Raw genomic sequence first — 15,494 nt, 5'->3', positions numbered from 1 at the left:
ATTCGAATAAAATTGAGCGAAACAACAAGCTAAAGACTTAAAACTGACTATACGTCATGGAAGCAATCGCCAGCATCGCACCAGAAGTTATCGAAACAACACCGTCGGTTTCACATACGGTACCGAAATTAATTTCAGGCTCGGAAGCACTCATGATGGGTTTGGTAGCCGAAGGAGTCGATACCATTTTTGGTTACCCTGGTGGTGCCATCATGCCCGTCTATGATGCCCTGTATGATTATCAGGACCGCATCAACCACATTCTGGTTCGCCACGAACAGGGAGCTGGTCATGCGGCACAGGGTTACGCCCGGATGCAGAGCCGGGCGGGTGTTTGCCTCGTCACGTCAGGACCAGGAGCCACGAATCTGGTTACAGCCATTGCCGATGCCCTGATCGATTCGACGCCAATGGTTTGCATTGTCGGTCAGGTCGCCAAGCGGCTTCTTGGAACCGATGCTTTCCAGGAAGCTGATGTGATGGGTGTAACCATGCCGATCACAAAATGGAATTACCAGATAACCAATGCCGATGAGGTGCCGGAAATTCTGTCGAAGGCGTTTTACATCGCTCAGTCGGGTCGGCCGGGGCCGGTGTTAATCGACATGACGAAAAGTGCCCAGTTGGAGTTGATGACCAAGCCGTTTGTTTACGAACGGTGCCAGAGTATCATCAGCTACCGTCCACGTCGGATACCAAAGCAGGAACAGGTCGAGGCAGCCGCTCGTTTAATAAACAACGCCAAGCGCCCTTATGTGCTTGTTGGCCACGGTGTGCAAATCGCCAAAGCTGAAGATGAACTACGATTATTCGTCGAAAAAACGGGCATTCCTGTTGCAACTACGTTACTTGGCCAGTCAACCATTTCAACCGATCACCCGCTTTATGTAGGCTGGTTAGGGATGCACGGCAATTACGGTCCTAACGTAATGACCGATCAGGCCGATGTGATTATTGCCATTGGTATGCGGTTTGACGATCGCGTAACTGGTGATGCCAGCAAATATATCAAACAGGCAAAAGTCGTTCATATTGAGATCGATCCGTCTGAAATTGATAAGATCATTCGGGCCGATGCCCCGGTTGTTGGCGATGCGAAAGAGGCACTTAAAGCCTTGACCGCCCTCGTTCAACCTAACGATCATACAATCTGGCGTAATGAGTTTCGTAAATATGATACGATCGAGTATGAGCAAATTACACTGCCGGAATTAACCAGTACAGAAGGTAAAATCCGGATGGCCGAAGTGATTGACATGCTCTCGAAGAAGACGAACGGCGAAGCTGTTTTAGTTACCGACGTAGGGCAGCATCAGATGATGGCATCCCGCTATTATCAGTTCCGTCGGCCAAATAGCTTAGTCACATCGGGGGGCATGGGTACAATGGGATTTGCTCTGCCAGCCGCTTTCGGTGCGCAGGTTGGAGCACCTGATCGCCAGATTGTAGCGATTATCGGCGACGGCTGTTTCCAGATGACCTTGCAGGAGCTTGGCACCATTGTTCAGAATAAACAACCCGTTAAAGCGATTATCCTGAATAATAATTTTCTGGGCATGGTCCGTCAGTGGCAACAGTTGTTCCATGAGCGTCGGTATTCGTTCGTTGAACTGCAAAACCCTGATTTCATCACCATCGCCAGAGGTTTCGGTATGGATGGCCAGACCTGTGAGAAACGGGAAAGCCTGTCGGATGCCCTTGATACCATGCTCAATCACGATGGGCCGTTTCTGCTCGAAGTAATTGTTGAGAAAGAGGAAAACGTGTTCCCGATGGTTCCCGCCGGAGCCAGCGTTGCGCAGATTCGACTAAAATAACGTGGTGTCGGACGGCTGACGGTCCGACATACATCCAAAACCGTGTCAGGTTTTAAACCCGACACCACGAACTATGACGACTTACACCATTTGCATATTCACTGAAAATACGATCGGATTGCTGAACCGCATCACGATTATTTTCACGCGCCGACGCATCAACATCGAGAGTCTGACGGTTTCAGAAACTGAACGTAAGGGCGTTTCCCGGTTTACGATTGTGATCAAACACGAATCGCGTGAAGAAGTGGAAAAACTCGTTCGCCAGATTCGCAAGATCGTGGAAGTGATGGCAGTTTTCGGCTATCTCAACGAGGAAATCGTGTATAACGAAATTGCGCTGTTCAAGGTATCGACACCATTAGGCAGCAAACCCCTGGACGTTGAGACTATTAATCAGCAGTACAAAGCCTGGGTGGTTTACTGGGGGCTCGACTATGTTGTCATCGAGAAAACTGGTAATGACACTGAGATTTTTGAGTTTTTTGGGTACATCAAACAATACGATATTCTCGAATTTGTTCGCTCGGGCCGGGTAGCGGTGGGCAAAACGGAGAAAGGGCTGGTCGAGTATCTACCCGAATCCGAATGGGCTTACTATCTGTAGTCTTTTCCGTCATCGACGATAGGAGGAATCTGAAGTCGCTTATTAGTCAGGTTTAACCGAATACAGGAACGGATTTCGCCTGATGTTCGAATGGCAGAAAAGCAAATTTGCACAATCAATCATAAACCTAAAATACGAGTACCAAAACCAATTAAACATGGCAACGATTAATTTCGGAGGAGTTGAGGAGCAAGTTGTTACGCGGGAAGAGTTCCCGTTAGAAAAAGCCCGCGAAGTGCTGGCCAATGAAGTCATTGCGGTTATCGGCTACGGTGTACAAGGTCCTGGCCAGTCGCTGAACATGCGCGACAATGGTTTCAACGTTATCGTTGGACAACGTAAAGGCAAAACCTACGACAAAGCCGTTGCCGATGGCTGGGTGCCAGGTGAAACGCTGTTCGAAATCGAAGAAGCGCTGGAAAAAGGCACCATTATTTGCTTCCTGCTTTCCGACGCTGCTCAAATTGAACTATGGCCAACCGTGAAAGCGGCTCTTAAACCAGGCAAGTCACTGTACTTCTCACATGGTTTTGGTGTCACGTATAAAGAGAAAACAGGGATCGTACCACCCGCCGATGTCGATGTATTCCTGGTAGCGCCTAAAGGCTCAGGCACATCGCTACGCCGGTTATTCGTAGAGGGTAAAGGCCTGAATTCCAGCTTTGCCATTTACCAGGATGCCTCCGGTAATGCTCGTACAAAAGCCATTGCTATGGGTATCGGTGTTGGTTCTGGCTATCTGTTCGAAACCGACTTCTACAAAGAAGTAACGTCTGATCTGACCGGCGAACGGGGTACGTTGATGGGTGCTATTCAGGGTATTTTTGCGGCTCAGTATGAAGTGCTGCGCGCCAATGGCCATAGCCCTTCTGAAGCGTTCAACGAAACAGTTGAAGAACTGACTCAGTCACTGATGCCACTGGTAGCCGAAAATGGCATGGACTGGATGTACGCAAACTGCTCGACTACAGCCCAGCGCGGTGCCCTCGACTGGTGGAAGCCTTTCCGTGATGCAACCAAGCCTGTCTTCGAAAAACTGTATAACTCCGTTAAATCGCAGGAGCAGGCTGAAATCAGCATTACCCGCAACTCTCAACCTGATTATCGCGAGAAACTGGAAGTTGAACTGTCTGAACTCCGTGATTCGGAGATGTGGCAGGCTGGAGCTGCTGTACGGTCATTGCGTCCAGAGCGTACCTAAGGATACATATATAGCAACGGTTCGCCATCGCAACGGACCACTGTTGCGATGGCGAACCGTAATGAATAAGGCACAATGAATACTATAAATTCGTTGTGCCATTATCCTGGACTCAACTCATTATTCATTGTGCCTTATTCATTAAACGAAGCCGCTTTTCCTGATCTCGATACGATTTATCTGGCAGCAGAACGGCTAAGAGGCATTGTTGCGCATACTCCTCTGCAAGAAAATATCAATCTGTCTGACCGCTACGGAGCCAATGTTTTCCTGAAGCGGGAAGATTTGCAGGTTGTACGGTCTTATAAGATTCGTGGGGCCTACAACAAAATGGCAAGTTTACCGGCCGAAGCCCTGGCCAAAGGCGTTGTGTGTGCCAGTGCAGGCAACCACGCTCAGGGAGTTGCGTATGCCTGTCGGAAGATGGGTGTGCACGGCATTATTTTTATGCCTACAACCACGCCGAATCAGAAGATCAAACAGGTAAAGCTATTCGGGAAGGAGTTTGTCGAAGTAGTGCTTACCGGCGATACCTACGACGATGCATTCCATGCTGCCATGGAGTTCGTTAAAACCAACGAAAGCATTTTCGTTCATCCCTTCGATGATGTACAGGTCATTGAGGGCCAGGGAACGGTTGGACTGGAGATTTTCAAGGACTCCAATTTTAAGATCGATTACCTGCTGATGGCCATCGGTGGCGGTGGATTAGCATCAGGCCTTTCGACCGTATTCAAGCAGCTAAGCCCCAAAACCAAACTGATAGGTGTAGAACCGCTGGGTTCACCCTCCATGAAAGTTTCTATCGACGAAGGACACGTAATAGCACTTGACCGGATCGACAAGTTTGTGGATGGGGCTGCCGTGAAACGACCGGGCGATATAACCTTTGAGATCTGTCGCAAAAATCTCGACAGTGTGTTGCTGGTTCCCGAAGGTAAAGTCTGCACCGCTATTCTTAAGCTCTACGACGAAGACGCGATTGTAGCCGAGCCTGCGGGTGCGCTCACGATTGCGGCACTCGACATGCTGAAGGACGAAATCAAAGGTAAAAACGTCGTCTGTTTAATTAGTGGTGGAAATAATGATATCACTCGGACCGAAGAAATCAAAGAACGGTCATTGCTGTATGAAGGACTGAAGCACTATTTCATTATTCGGTTTCCACAACGGGCCGGAGCCTTCCGCGACTTTCTGAATGTGTTGGGTCCAACCGACGACATCAGTCGCTTTGAGTATATCAAGAAAACAAACCGGGAAACCGGCCCGGCAGTGGTTGGTATCGAGCTGAAGAGTCGCGAAGATTTTGAGCCACTTATCCAGCGAATGCAGGCGCAAAACATCGTCTTTGAGTACCTGAACGACCAGCCCGATTTATTTCAGTTTTTGGTGTAGATTAGCACCTGGAGTCAGCTCCTGTTAACTGATTTTTTTGACTTGAAAAGCGATGATAACTGCCGTTCAAAATAAACAGCAAGCTTTCGAGCGTATTCAGTCGCATCAGTCGGCCCTGAAACAGTTTGGTGCAGCCCGACTTGGATTATTTGGTTCATTTGTGCGGGGCGAACAAACCGAAGAAAGCGATATAGACTTTGTTGTAGAGTTTCAGGAAGGCAAAAAAACGTTCCGTAATTTCATCAACATGGTCTACTACCTTGAGAAGGTAATGGGACGGGAAGTAGAGCTTCTTACGTGGGAAGGTATGGCTTCCTTTGTGAAACGTGAAGCCGAAAAAGAGATTGAATATGTACCCTTCTTCAATTGAATTTCTGCAACATATTCAAGCCGAATTGTCCTACATTCTGACCTATTCAGAAGGCGTTACTTATAAAGAATTCTTAGACCACCCATTTCTATCCAAAGCATTTATCCGAAGTTTCGAGGTTATTGGAGAAGCCTGTAAAAATATTCCAGACGAAGTTCGGTATAATCATCTTGAATTTGACTGGAAAGGTTTTGCCGGAATGCGGGATAAGCTAATTCATCACTATTGGGGAGTCGATTATGAGCTAATGTGGGATGCTATCCAACAGGAAATCCGACCCAATAAAGTATGGATCGACATCATTATCGAGCAGGAGATAAATAAGCGTTAACCAGTTATGCTCCGCGTCCCATCCTCCATTCAGCCCAACCAGTTTCAGTCTCTGACGATTCAGCGTCCTGTCCCAGATGGGTCCGACGCTTCAGAAATGACGTTTGTGGCCTATCGTAGTGACGTATATCCTGAACGGAACGAGGTTTTTTTTGAAGAACATGCCGTCATTGTGGTGCTGGAAGGAGAAAAGAAGTTCAGTTCGCCAACCCAGGAGCTGCACGTGCGCAAAGGCGACATTTTGTTTTTTCAGCGAGGCTGCTACTCCATGAACGAATCCATTGACTCAAGCTATCGAAGTCTGGTGTTTTTCGTGAACGAAAAATTGTTGAAAGAATTTGTCAGTCAGCACCTTACGTTATTTAAAGATAGCCCAACGTCACTACCGGCATCCTTTATTCTATCATTTTCATCGTCGCCCACCTTCACCACATTTATTGATTCACTACTACCCTATTTTGGGGCTAAAACGCCTTTTTTGAATGAATTGCTACGACTCAAGTTTCAGGAGTTATTACTGCATCTGCTGGAACTTGATACAGTAGGAAACCCACCAGGACAACTACAGGCAATTCTATTACATATTTACGAAGGCCTTAAAACCGACCTCGATTATCTGATGAGCACATATTTACTTAAGCCGTTGTCGATGAGCGAATTATCCAGATTATCAGGAAGAAGTCTGTCGGCCTTTAAACGTGACTTTGAGGATCATTTTCACACCTCACCCGGCCATTGGATTCGACAGAAACGGCTTGAACACGCTCATTTTCTCTTACGCAACACCGATAAAAATGTATCGGAAGTAAGTCGGGAAATCAGTTACGAGAGCGTCTCTCATTTTATTAAAGCCTACAAGCAGCAATACGGTTTTACTCCCAAAAGGTCCGAATGAACTAAAATCGCTATTTACTGGACGAATGACGAGATGAATGATTGGATAAGTTTAAGCAATTTTGTAGCCAAGTTTCTCGGCTCCATTGATAACTGAGAAACAGTGACAGTTTGTACAGATAATTGTTTTCCTATACAGCTATGAGTACCCCAAAGACCCTGTTCGACAAAGTGTGGGATGAGCACGTCATCCGGCAGGTTAAAGATGGCCCCGATGTATTGTTTATCGATCGGCATTTTATTCACGAAGTAACAAGCCCCGTGGCTTTTCTGGGCCTTGAAAGCCGGGGTGCATCCGTTTTATTTTCTGGGCGCACCTTCGCGACTGCCGATCACAATACGCCAACGCTCAACCAGCACCTGCCGGTAGCAGACCCACTGTCAGCTAATCAGTTGGCTGCTCTGGAGCGGAATGCTACTCATTATGGTATCTCGCACTGGGGCCTGGGCCACCAGAAAAACGGGATCGTACACGTAGTTGGTCCCGAAAATGGGATTACACTACCGGGCATGACTATCGTTTGTGGCGATTCGCACACCTCAACTCATGGTGCTTTTGGCGCTATCGCGTTCGGTATTGGTACGTCAGAAGTCGAGATGGTTCTGGCAACACAGTGCATTATGCAGCCCAAGCCGAAGAAAATGCGGATCACCGTCAACGGCAAAGTGGGTAAAGCTGTTCTCCCGAAAGATGTAATTCTGTACATCATTTCGCAGACATCGGCCAGCGGAGCTACGGGATATTTTGTGGAATATGCCGGGGAGGTTTTTGAGAATATGAGCATGGAAGGCCGTATGACGGTTTGTAACATGACCATTGAAATGGGTGCCAGAGGAGGTATGATTGCCCCCGATGAAACCACGCTCAATTACCTGAAAGGCCGCGATCTATCACCCAAAGGTGAACAATGGGACAAACTGGTACCGTATTGGCAAACGCTTAAAACCGACGAAGGAGCTACTTTTGATCTCGATCTGACCTTCGACGCAGCCGATATTGAACCTCAGATTACATATGGCACTAACCCTGGTTTAGGCACTGGCGTAACGCACCAGATTCCAATGGCCGATGCCGTAAAAGACGGTTCTGCGAGTTACAAAAAATCGCTACAATACATGGGCTTCGCCGAAAACGAATCTATGCTGGGCAAGCCCGTCGATTTTGTATTCTTAGGAAGCTGTACGAATGGCCGCATTGAAGATTTCCGGGCATTTGCCTCCATTGTGAAAGGTCGTCAGAAAGCTGATCACATCACGGCCTGGTTAGTACCGGGTTCGCACGTGGTTGAGAAGCAAATTAAAGACGAGGGTATTCTGGATATTTTGACCCAAGCAGGTTTTGAATTGCGCCAGCCGGGTTGTTCAGCCTGTCTCGCCATGAATGAAGATAAGATTCCAGCGGGCAAATACGCCGTTTCGACCTCAAACCGCAACTTCGAGGGACGCCAGGGTCCTGGCGCTCGCACACTGCTGGCCAGCCCATTAGTAGCAGCCGCAGCCGCCGTTACAGGCGTAGTAACAGACCCCCGTCAACTCATCTAGCTTGCTTATTAACAATGGCTTACGAAAAATTCACCATACTCCGAAGCAGTGCCGTTCCTATGCCAAATGAGAACGTAGACACTGATCAAATTATTCCTGCCCGTTTTCTCAAAGCCACTGAACGTAAAGGTTTTGGCGATAACCTCTTCCGCGATTGGCGTTACAATAGCGACAATACCCCAAAGGCAGATTTTGTCCTGAATATGCCTACTTACTCTGGTAAGATTCTGGTTGGGGGGAAAAACTTTGGCAGTGGATCCAGCCGCGAACACGCAGCATGGGCCATCTATGACTATGGCTTCCGCTGTGTAGTTTCGAGCTTCTTTGCTGATATATTCCAGAACAACTCCATCAATGTCGGTATCCTGCCGGTACGGGTAAGCCCTGAGTTTCTGGAAAAAATCTTTGCAGCTATTGAAGCCGATCCAAAGACAGAACTAGAGGTAAATCTGCCTGCACAAACCATTACGCTTCTAGCTACGGGTGAGAGTGAAAGCTTTGCCATTAACGAATACAAAAAGCATAATCTCACCAATGGCTACGATGATATAGACTACTTGTTATCGATGAAGAATGAAATCGCAGCCTTCGCCGAAACAAGACCATTTTAAAGAGTGAATGAGTGAATGAGCGAAAGAGTGATCAGGAGGTCAATACTTTTTCGCTCATTCACCGCTCCGGCGGACCGCTCTTTCACTCTTTCACTCTTTAGACATGAAACGTCGCTACATAGAAATTATGGACACGACACTCCGCGATGGTGAACAAACCAGCGGTGTGTCGTTTTCAGCATCTGAAAAACTGGCTCTGGCGCAATTGCTGCTTACCGAGGTCAAAGTAGATCGCGTTGAGGTAGCTTCAGCACGCGTATCGGCAGGTGAGTTAGAGGCTGTTCAACAGATTACCGGTTGGGCAGCGGGAGTGGGGTTACTCGAAAAGATTGAGGTGTTAACCTTTGTGGATGGGCAAGCCTCACTCGACTGGATGCATGCATCGGGTGCGAAGGTCATGAATTTGCTCACAAAAGGCTCGATCAATCACCTGACCCACCAGCTTAAGAAAACACCCAGCGAACATTTTGCCGATATCGAACAGGTTATTAGCAAAGGGCAAAACCATGGTTTAGTGGCAAACGTTTATCTGGAAGATTGGAGTAACGGCATGCGAAACTCGCCTGATTATGTGCTTCAATACCTCGATTTTCTAAAAACCCAACCCATCCGTCGGGTGTTACTCCCCGACACACTTGGCATACTGACCCCTGCCGAGACGTATGATTTCGTCAGCCGACTGGTCATCCGTTATCCCGAACTGCACTTCGACTTCCACGCCCATAACGACTATGACCTCAGCATTGCCAACGTGATGGAAGCCATTCGGGCGGGTGCACAGGGCATACACCTGACCGTTAATGGGCTGGGCGAGCGGGCGGGCAATGCCCCCATGGCCAGCGCAATCGCGGTATTGCGTGACTTTATGCCGGAAGTAAAAATGGGCGTGGTCGAGAAGTCGCTGTATCAGGTTAGCAAGATTGTCGAGACATTTTCGGGGCTTCGCATTCCCGACAATAAGCCGGTTGTCGGCGACAATGTATTTACTCAAACCGCTGGTATTCATGCCGATGGCGATAAGAAAAACAACCTGTATTTCAACGCCCTGTTACCCGAACGATTTGGCCGGAAGCGTAGTTACGCGCTCGGTAAAACATCGGGGAAAGCCAACATCGAGAATAATCTCCGTGAATTAGGCATTCAGTTATCGGAGAACGATCTCAAAATGGTTACCCAGCGCGTTATTGAACTGGGTGATCAGAAAGAGGTAGTTACTCGCGAAGACCTGCCTTACGTTATCTCCGATGTGCTGAATACCACCGCCATTGCATCGCGGGTGGAAATACTCAATTACGTATTGACGCACTCAAAAGACCTAAAACCATCGGCCACGCTACGGGTACGTATCGACGACGACCAGTTTGAGGAAAATGCGCAGGGCGATGGTCAGTATGATGCGTTTATGAACGCACTGAAGAAGATCTACGGTAAAAAGAAACGCACATTGCCCATATTGACCGATTATGCGGTACGGATTCCAACGGGAGGCCGAACCGATGCGCTTTGTGAAACAATAATTACCTGGAAATACAAAAACCGCGAATTTAAAACCCGGGGACTCGATTCTGACCAGGCCGTGTCAGCGATCAAGGCAACCCAAAAAATGCTGAATACACTGGATTAAACATGGCAAAAAAACACATTCTTGTAGTCCCTGGTGATGGAATCGGGGCAGAAGTAACAACCGTAGGAAAGCAGGTTCTGGAGTTAATCGCTCAGCGATTCGACCATGACTTTACCTACGACGAAGCTCTCATCGGTCACGTTGCCATCGAAGCAACCGGCTCTCCGCTACCCGAAGAAACATTGACCAAAATGCGGAGTGCTGATGCCATTCTTTTCGGTGCAGTAGGCCACCCCAAGTACGATAATGACCCTTCTGCAAAAGTTCGCCCAGAACAGGGGTTACTTCAAATGCGCAAAGAGTTGGGCTTATATGCGAATCTACGCCCGATCAAGCTGTTTGACGAACTTCTCGACGCATCGAGCATTAAGCCCGAGATCCTGCGAGGGGCCGATATCCTATTCTTCCGTGAACTGACTGGCGATGTTTACTTCGGCAAACGCGAACGGCTCGACGATGGCAATACGGCATACGACACTATGATTTATAGTAAATATGAAGTAGAGCGTATTGTTCGGAAGGCATTTGAGGCTGCACGTACCCGTAGTAAAAGGCTGTGTTCAGTCGACAAAGCCAATGTATTGGAAAGCAGCCGCTTATGGCGCGAAGTAGTGCAGGCGCTTGCCCCCGAATACCCCGACGTATCGGTTGAGCACCAGTTTATTGATGCAGCAGCCATGTTACTCATAAAAGATCCTAAACGATTCGATGTTGTCGTAACAGGGAATTTATTTGGCGATATTCTGACCGATGAAGCCAGTCAGATTGCCGGTTCGATGGGGATGCTGGCCTCAGCTTCCGTGGGCGACAGTACCGGAGTTTATGAACCCATTCATGGCTCTGCACATGATATTACGGGCAAGGGATTAGCTAACCCATTGGCTTCTGTTCTCTCGGTAGCATTGCTCCTGGATATTTCCTTTGGCTTTAAAGCTGAAGCACAAGCCGTCATTGACGCCGTTGATGCCGTATTGAAAGCTGGTTATCGTACACGTGATATTGCCAATACAACCACGTCTCCAGATAAAATTCTGGGCACTCAGCAAATGGGCGAGCAAATTCTGCAACAATTAAAAGGCTGATTTATAGACAAACCGTCTTATTAAAAAATTAGTAACTTGCTTGCAAAATTACTAAAAACGGCTACTTTTGTAGCGTATTTACGCAAACAGCGAAATTTCGCAAATATAAATGACGCCTACTTGTTTGAATAACCGACTGCAAAAACTAAACGTTTTTTAAGAACGGAGAAGGATATTCCATGCAAAGCAAGCCCTTTCTCCACCAGAAAGGGCTTTCCTTATTTTAACCAGTGAATCACTAACAGTCCAATCAATACCGGGTATGAGCCAACGAGTTTATATTTTCGACACCACTCTGCGCGACGGTGAACAAGTGCCGGGTTGCCAGTTAACCACCGAAGAAAAAATTGTGGTGGCTAAAGAGCTGGAACGTATGGGGGTTGATATTATCGAAGCAGGTTTCCCAATATCCAGCCCTGGCGATTTTAAATCGGTAGTCGAAATCTCGAAGTCTGTTACAGAGCCAACCATCTGCGCCCTCAGCCGGGCTGTTAAAGGCGACATAGATGCAGCCGGAGAAGCCCTCAAATGGGCAAAGCGTGGCCGGATTCATACTGGTATTGGCTCGTCAGATATCCATATTCGCAACAAATTCAGTAGCACGCGCGAGAAGATTCTGGAGCAGGCTATTGCAGCGGTTAAACACGCTAAAACATACGTTGAAGACGTCGAGTTTTATGCGGAAGATGCAGGTCGGGCTGATCTTGGTTTCCTTGCTCAATTAACCGAAGCAGTTATCAAGGCTGGTGCTACTGTGGTAAATATTCCAGATACGACGGGCTATTGCCTGCCTGATGAATATGGTAAAAAAATTGCCTACATCTATGAACACGTTTCAAACGTTCATCAGGCAACTATATCAATTCACTGTCACAATGACCTTGGTTTGGCTACAGCTAACACCCTTGCTGGTGTTATGAACGGCGCTCGCCAGGTTGAAGTTACCATGAATGGCATTGGCGAACGTGCAGGTAATACGTCGCTGGAAGAGGTTGTTATGGCGATAAAGATTAAAAAAGAACTGGGTTTATACACAAATGTTGACTCAACCCGGCTTTTCCCAGTTAGCAATCTGGTGTCTCAAATGATGCGCATGCCTGTTCAGGCAAATAAAGCAATTGTTGGCCGTAATGCATTCGCACACTCTTCGGGTATTCATCAGGACGGTTTTCTGAAACATTCTGAAAACTATGAAATCATGAATCCTCATGACGTTGGCGTGCCAAAATCGTCTATTGTACTCACTGCCCGTAGTGGCCGCCATGCGCTCAAGCATCGGCTTGAACTACTCGGCTACCGCTATGACAAACCAACTTTAGATGGTATTTACACTCGTTTTCTGGATATGGCTGATATCCGAAAAGAGGTGAATGATAAAGATCTTATGGAGTTAGTCCGTTAAAAGTGAGCCCGCCAAATGGTGGGCTTTTTCATTTCTAAGAAGCGAACAAAAGCAATAGACACGCTGTTTGGCCAGTAATAGTGAACAAAACTATTCGTTACTCTAAAGCGCTTTAGCTATGGCACGCCCAACACCAGAATTGATTGATGCCCTCCGTAAAACTGCTCGTAAACTTGCAAATGGTGCTCCTTATCAATGGGGTCACATGGGAGGATGCAATTGTGGTAATCTAGCTCAGGAACTGACAAAACTGAATAGAGATCAAATTCACCGCTATGCTATGGAGCGCTATGGCGACTGGAACGAACAGGTTGAGGATTATTGTTCAACCAGCCAAATGCCAATTGATCTTGTCATCAATGAAATGCTTAATGCTGGCCTGTCGCTTGAAGACTTAAAACATCTTGAAAAACTTGATGATAGACAGGTGCTTCTTCGGTTTCCTTTAGAGGCTAGATATTTAAAACACAACATTCGCGATGATGTAGTTTCTTACATGAATGCCTGGGCTGATTTACTCGAAGAGCAATTATTGAGTAAAATAACACTTCCCATAATTCAGGAAATGGCTCTAGCCTAAAGCAGGAATTGTTCTATAATGACAAAAAAGCTACCTGTTGAAGGTGGCTTTTTCTAGTTGATTTGATTCCGTATTGTTGACTTCACTTCCTGATGGCTGTGACTGTATCGGCTAGCCCTTGGGTTGAGGGGGAACTACCAAAAAAAAGTCTCTGACCTTGCGATCAGAGACTCCAATTTCATCAGGTGGCACCTTCCTACTCTCCCACTTGTGACAGCAGTACCATCGGCAGTACGGGGCTTAACGGCTCTGTTCGAAATGGAAGAGGTGTCCACCCGCCTTACCAGCACCAACCTGTTGACTCGTTATGACTAGTGCCCGCCTGAACGACGCACCACCCAAAGATCGTTTGTCTTTTTTCCCACAGAGAGAAACCGCGATATCTACACACTTGATTTACTAGTCTCAGTAGCACTTCTACTTACGCGTCCGGGCTCATTAGTACGACTCAGCTCTATACATCTCTGCACCTACACCTGTCGCCTATCAACGTGGTCGTCTCCCACGGCCCTTTATACCGGATGACTCATCTCGGGGCCAGTTTCGCACTTAGATGCCTTCAGCGCTTATCTGTTCCCAACGTAGCTACTCGGCCGTGCCTGCGGCCAAACAACCGATCCGCCAGCGGTTGGTCCATCCCGGTCCTCTCGTACTAAGGACAGACCCCCTCAGTCATCCCACGCCCACCACAGATAGGGACCGAACTGTCTCACGACGTTCTGAACCCAGCTCGCGTGCCACTTTAATCGGCGAACAGCCGAACCCTTGGAACCTTCTCCAGCCCCAGGATGTGACGAGCCGACATCGAGGTGCCAAACCTCCCCGTCGATGTGAGCTCTTGGGGGAGATCAGCCTGTTATCCCCGGCGTACCTTTTATCCTTTGAGCGATGGCCCTTCCATGCGGAACCACCGGATCACTATACCCGACTTTCGTCCCAGATCGGCCTGTGTGCCTCACTGTCAAGCTTGCTTCTGCTATTGCACTCCGCTGCCGATTACCGTCCGGCATGAGCAAACCTTGGGAAACCTCCGTTACTCTTTCGGAGGTGACCACCCCAGTCAAACTACCCACCAAACACGGTCCTGGTTGCCCAGTTAGACCGCCAGTCAGCCAAGGGCGGTATTTCAAGGTTGATTCCACGATGCCTGGCGACACCGCTTCGCAATCTCCCGCCTATCCTACACATGCCTGACCGGCGATCAATGTTAAGCTGTAGTAAAGGTGCACGGGGTCTTTCCGTCCCGTGGCGGGTAAGCGGCATCTTCACCGCTACTACAATTTCACCGAACTCATGGTTGAGACAGTGCCCAGATCGTTACACCATTCGTGCAGGTCGGAACTTACCCGACAAGGAATTTCGCTACCTTAGGACCGTTATAGTTACGGCCGCCGTTTACTGGGGCTTCAGTTCAAACCTTCGCTTACGCTAAGCTCCCCCCTTAACCTTCCAGCACCGGGCAGGTGTCAGACCCTATGCGTCAACTTTCATTTTGGCAGAGTCCTGTGTTTTTGGTAAACAGTCGCCTGGGCCTCTTCTCTGCAGCCTCCCATCACTGGGTAGGCCCCCCTTATCCCGAAGTTACAGGGTCATTTTGCCGAGTTCCTTAACCATGATTCTTTCGCGCACCTTAGAATATTCTTCCCAGCTACCTGTGTCGGTTTACGGTACGGGTATCCATACGCTTGACGATCCCTAACTTTTCTTGGAAGCCCCTTCAGTCCTTCGCTTCGTCCGAAGACTCCGCTCAACGCCCACTTCCGTCCGGACGTAGAACCTCCAGCACTCCGTCATTAGGAATCCTGCATAGATAGTACAGGACTATTAACCTGTTCCCCCTCAGGACTCACGATTCCGCTGCCCCTTAGACCCCGACTAACCCTCCGATGACTGCCATCGCGGAGGAAACCTTAGCTTTTCGGTGTGAGGAGTTCTCATCCTCATTCTCGTTACTTATGCCTACATTTGCTTTTCTATGCGGTCCACCATCGCTCACGCGACAACTTCACCCCCCATAGAATGCTCTCCTACCACAATAC

General features: G+C 48.1%; 13 protein-coding genes and 2 rRNA genes (1 of these 15 only partly in view). 13 read left to right on the top strand and 2 right to left on the bottom strand.

Annotated elements, in window-relative coordinates; genetic code table 11:
• The first annotated feature begins 56 nt into the window (after positions 1–56).
• The 13 genes from ilvB (at position 57) to G8759_RS02605 (ending at position 13,455) form a co-directional block, all read left to right on the top strand.
• Complete coding sequence (gene ilvB, locus G8759_RS02665) at positions 57–1,817, top strand: biosynthetic-type acetolactate synthase large subunit (protein ID WP_167204961.1); 1,761 nt, start codon at positions 57–59, stop codon at positions 1,815–1,817.
• Positions 1,818–1,890: 73 nt separating this feature from the next.
• Positions 1,891–2,424: an acetolactate synthase small subunit gene (gene ilvN / locus G8759_RS02660; protein ID WP_167204959.1), complete on the top strand. Its 534-nt coding sequence runs from the start codon at positions 1,891–1,893 to the stop codon at positions 2,422–2,424.
• A gap of 157 nt (positions 2,425–2,581) precedes the next feature.
• Entirely contained in the window at positions 2,582–3,625 is a 1,044-nt protein-coding gene (gene ilvC / locus G8759_RS02655) for a ketol-acid reductoisomerase (protein ID WP_167204957.1), read from the top strand.
• Positions 3,626–3,754: 129 nt separating this feature from the next.
• Positions 3,755–5,020 carry a threonine ammonia-lyase gene (gene ilvA, locus G8759_RS02650; protein ID WP_232074108.1) on the top strand — a complete coding sequence of 422 codons (1,266 nt, stop codon included), beginning with the start codon at positions 3,755–3,757 and terminating at the stop codon, positions 5,018–5,020.
• A gap of 52 nt (positions 5,021–5,072) precedes the next feature.
• On the top strand, positions 5,073–5,390 hold the full coding sequence (locus tag G8759_RS02645) for a nucleotidyltransferase family protein (protein ID WP_167204955.1): 318 nt from the start codon (positions 5,073–5,075) through the stop codon (positions 5,388–5,390).
• On the top strand, positions 5,371–5,721 hold the full coding sequence (locus tag G8759_RS02640; protein ID WP_167204953.1) for a HepT-like ribonuclease domain-containing protein: 351 nt from the start codon (positions 5,371–5,373) through the stop codon (positions 5,719–5,721). Before G8759_RS02645 ends, G8759_RS02640 begins: the two co-directional genes overlap by 20 nt.
• A gap of 6 nt (positions 5,722–5,727) precedes the next feature.
• Positions 5,728–6,615 carry a helix-turn-helix transcriptional regulator gene (locus G8759_RS02635; RefSeq protein ID WP_167204951.1) on the top strand — a complete coding sequence of 296 codons (888 nt, stop codon included), beginning with the start codon at positions 5,728–5,730 and terminating at the stop codon, positions 6,613–6,615.
• Positions 6,616–6,755: 140 nt separating this feature from the next.
• Positions 6,756–8,156: a 3-isopropylmalate dehydratase large subunit gene (gene leuC, locus G8759_RS02630; protein WP_167204949.1), complete on the top strand. Its 1,401-nt coding sequence runs from the start codon at positions 6,756–6,758 to the stop codon at positions 8,154–8,156.
• 14 nt (positions 8,157–8,170) lie between these two features.
• Positions 8,171–8,767, top strand: a complete 597-nt coding sequence (leuD, locus tag G8759_RS02625) for a 3-isopropylmalate dehydratase small subunit (protein WP_167204947.1) — start codon at positions 8,171–8,173, stop codon at positions 8,765–8,767.
• A 103-nt stretch (positions 8,768–8,870) separates the two neighbouring features.
• Positions 8,871–10,391 (top strand): alpha-isopropylmalate synthase regulatory domain-containing protein, encoded by a 1,521-nt coding sequence (locus G8759_RS02620; protein WP_167204945.1) that lies wholly within the window; start codon positions 8,871–8,873, stop codon positions 10,389–10,391.
• 2 nt (positions 10,392–10,393) lie between these two features.
• Complete coding sequence (gene leuB / locus G8759_RS02615; RefSeq protein ID WP_167204943.1) at positions 10,394–11,473, top strand: 3-isopropylmalate dehydrogenase; 1,080 nt, start codon at positions 10,394–10,396, stop codon at positions 11,471–11,473.
• Between the two features lie 262 nt (positions 11,474–11,735).
• The gene (locus tag G8759_RS02610) at positions 11,736–12,875 is read left to right on the top strand and encodes a 2-isopropylmalate synthase (RefSeq protein ID WP_162385985.1); all 1,140 of its coding nucleotides are present in this window, start codon (positions 11,736–11,738) and stop codon (positions 12,873–12,875) included.
• A 118-nt stretch (positions 12,876–12,993) separates the two neighbouring features.
• The gene (locus G8759_RS02605; protein WP_167204941.1) at positions 12,994–13,455 is read left to right on the top strand and encodes a hypothetical protein; all 462 of its coding nucleotides are present in this window, start codon (positions 12,994–12,996) and stop codon (positions 13,453–13,455) included.
• 183 nt (positions 13,456–13,638) lie between these two features.
• Here the strand turns inward: G8759_RS02605 and rrf are convergent.
• Both rrf and G8759_RS02595 read right to left on the bottom strand, forming a co-directional pair.
• Positions 13,639–13,749 (bottom strand): 5S ribosomal RNA (gene rrf, locus G8759_RS02600).
• A 123-nt stretch (positions 13,750–13,872) separates the two neighbouring features.
• A 23S ribosomal RNA gene (locus G8759_RS02595) occupies positions 13,873–15,494 on the bottom strand; it runs 1,210 nt beyond the window's last position.

The organism is Spirosoma aureum (assembly GCF_011604685.1).
In the GTDB taxonomy this organism is placed as follows: Bacteria; Bacteroidota; Bacteroidia; order Cytophagales; family Spirosomataceae; genus Spirosoma; species Spirosoma aureum.
The sequence above is the reverse complement of the archived record's forward strand: the minus strand, read 5'-3'. Positions and strand labels throughout refer to the sequence as shown.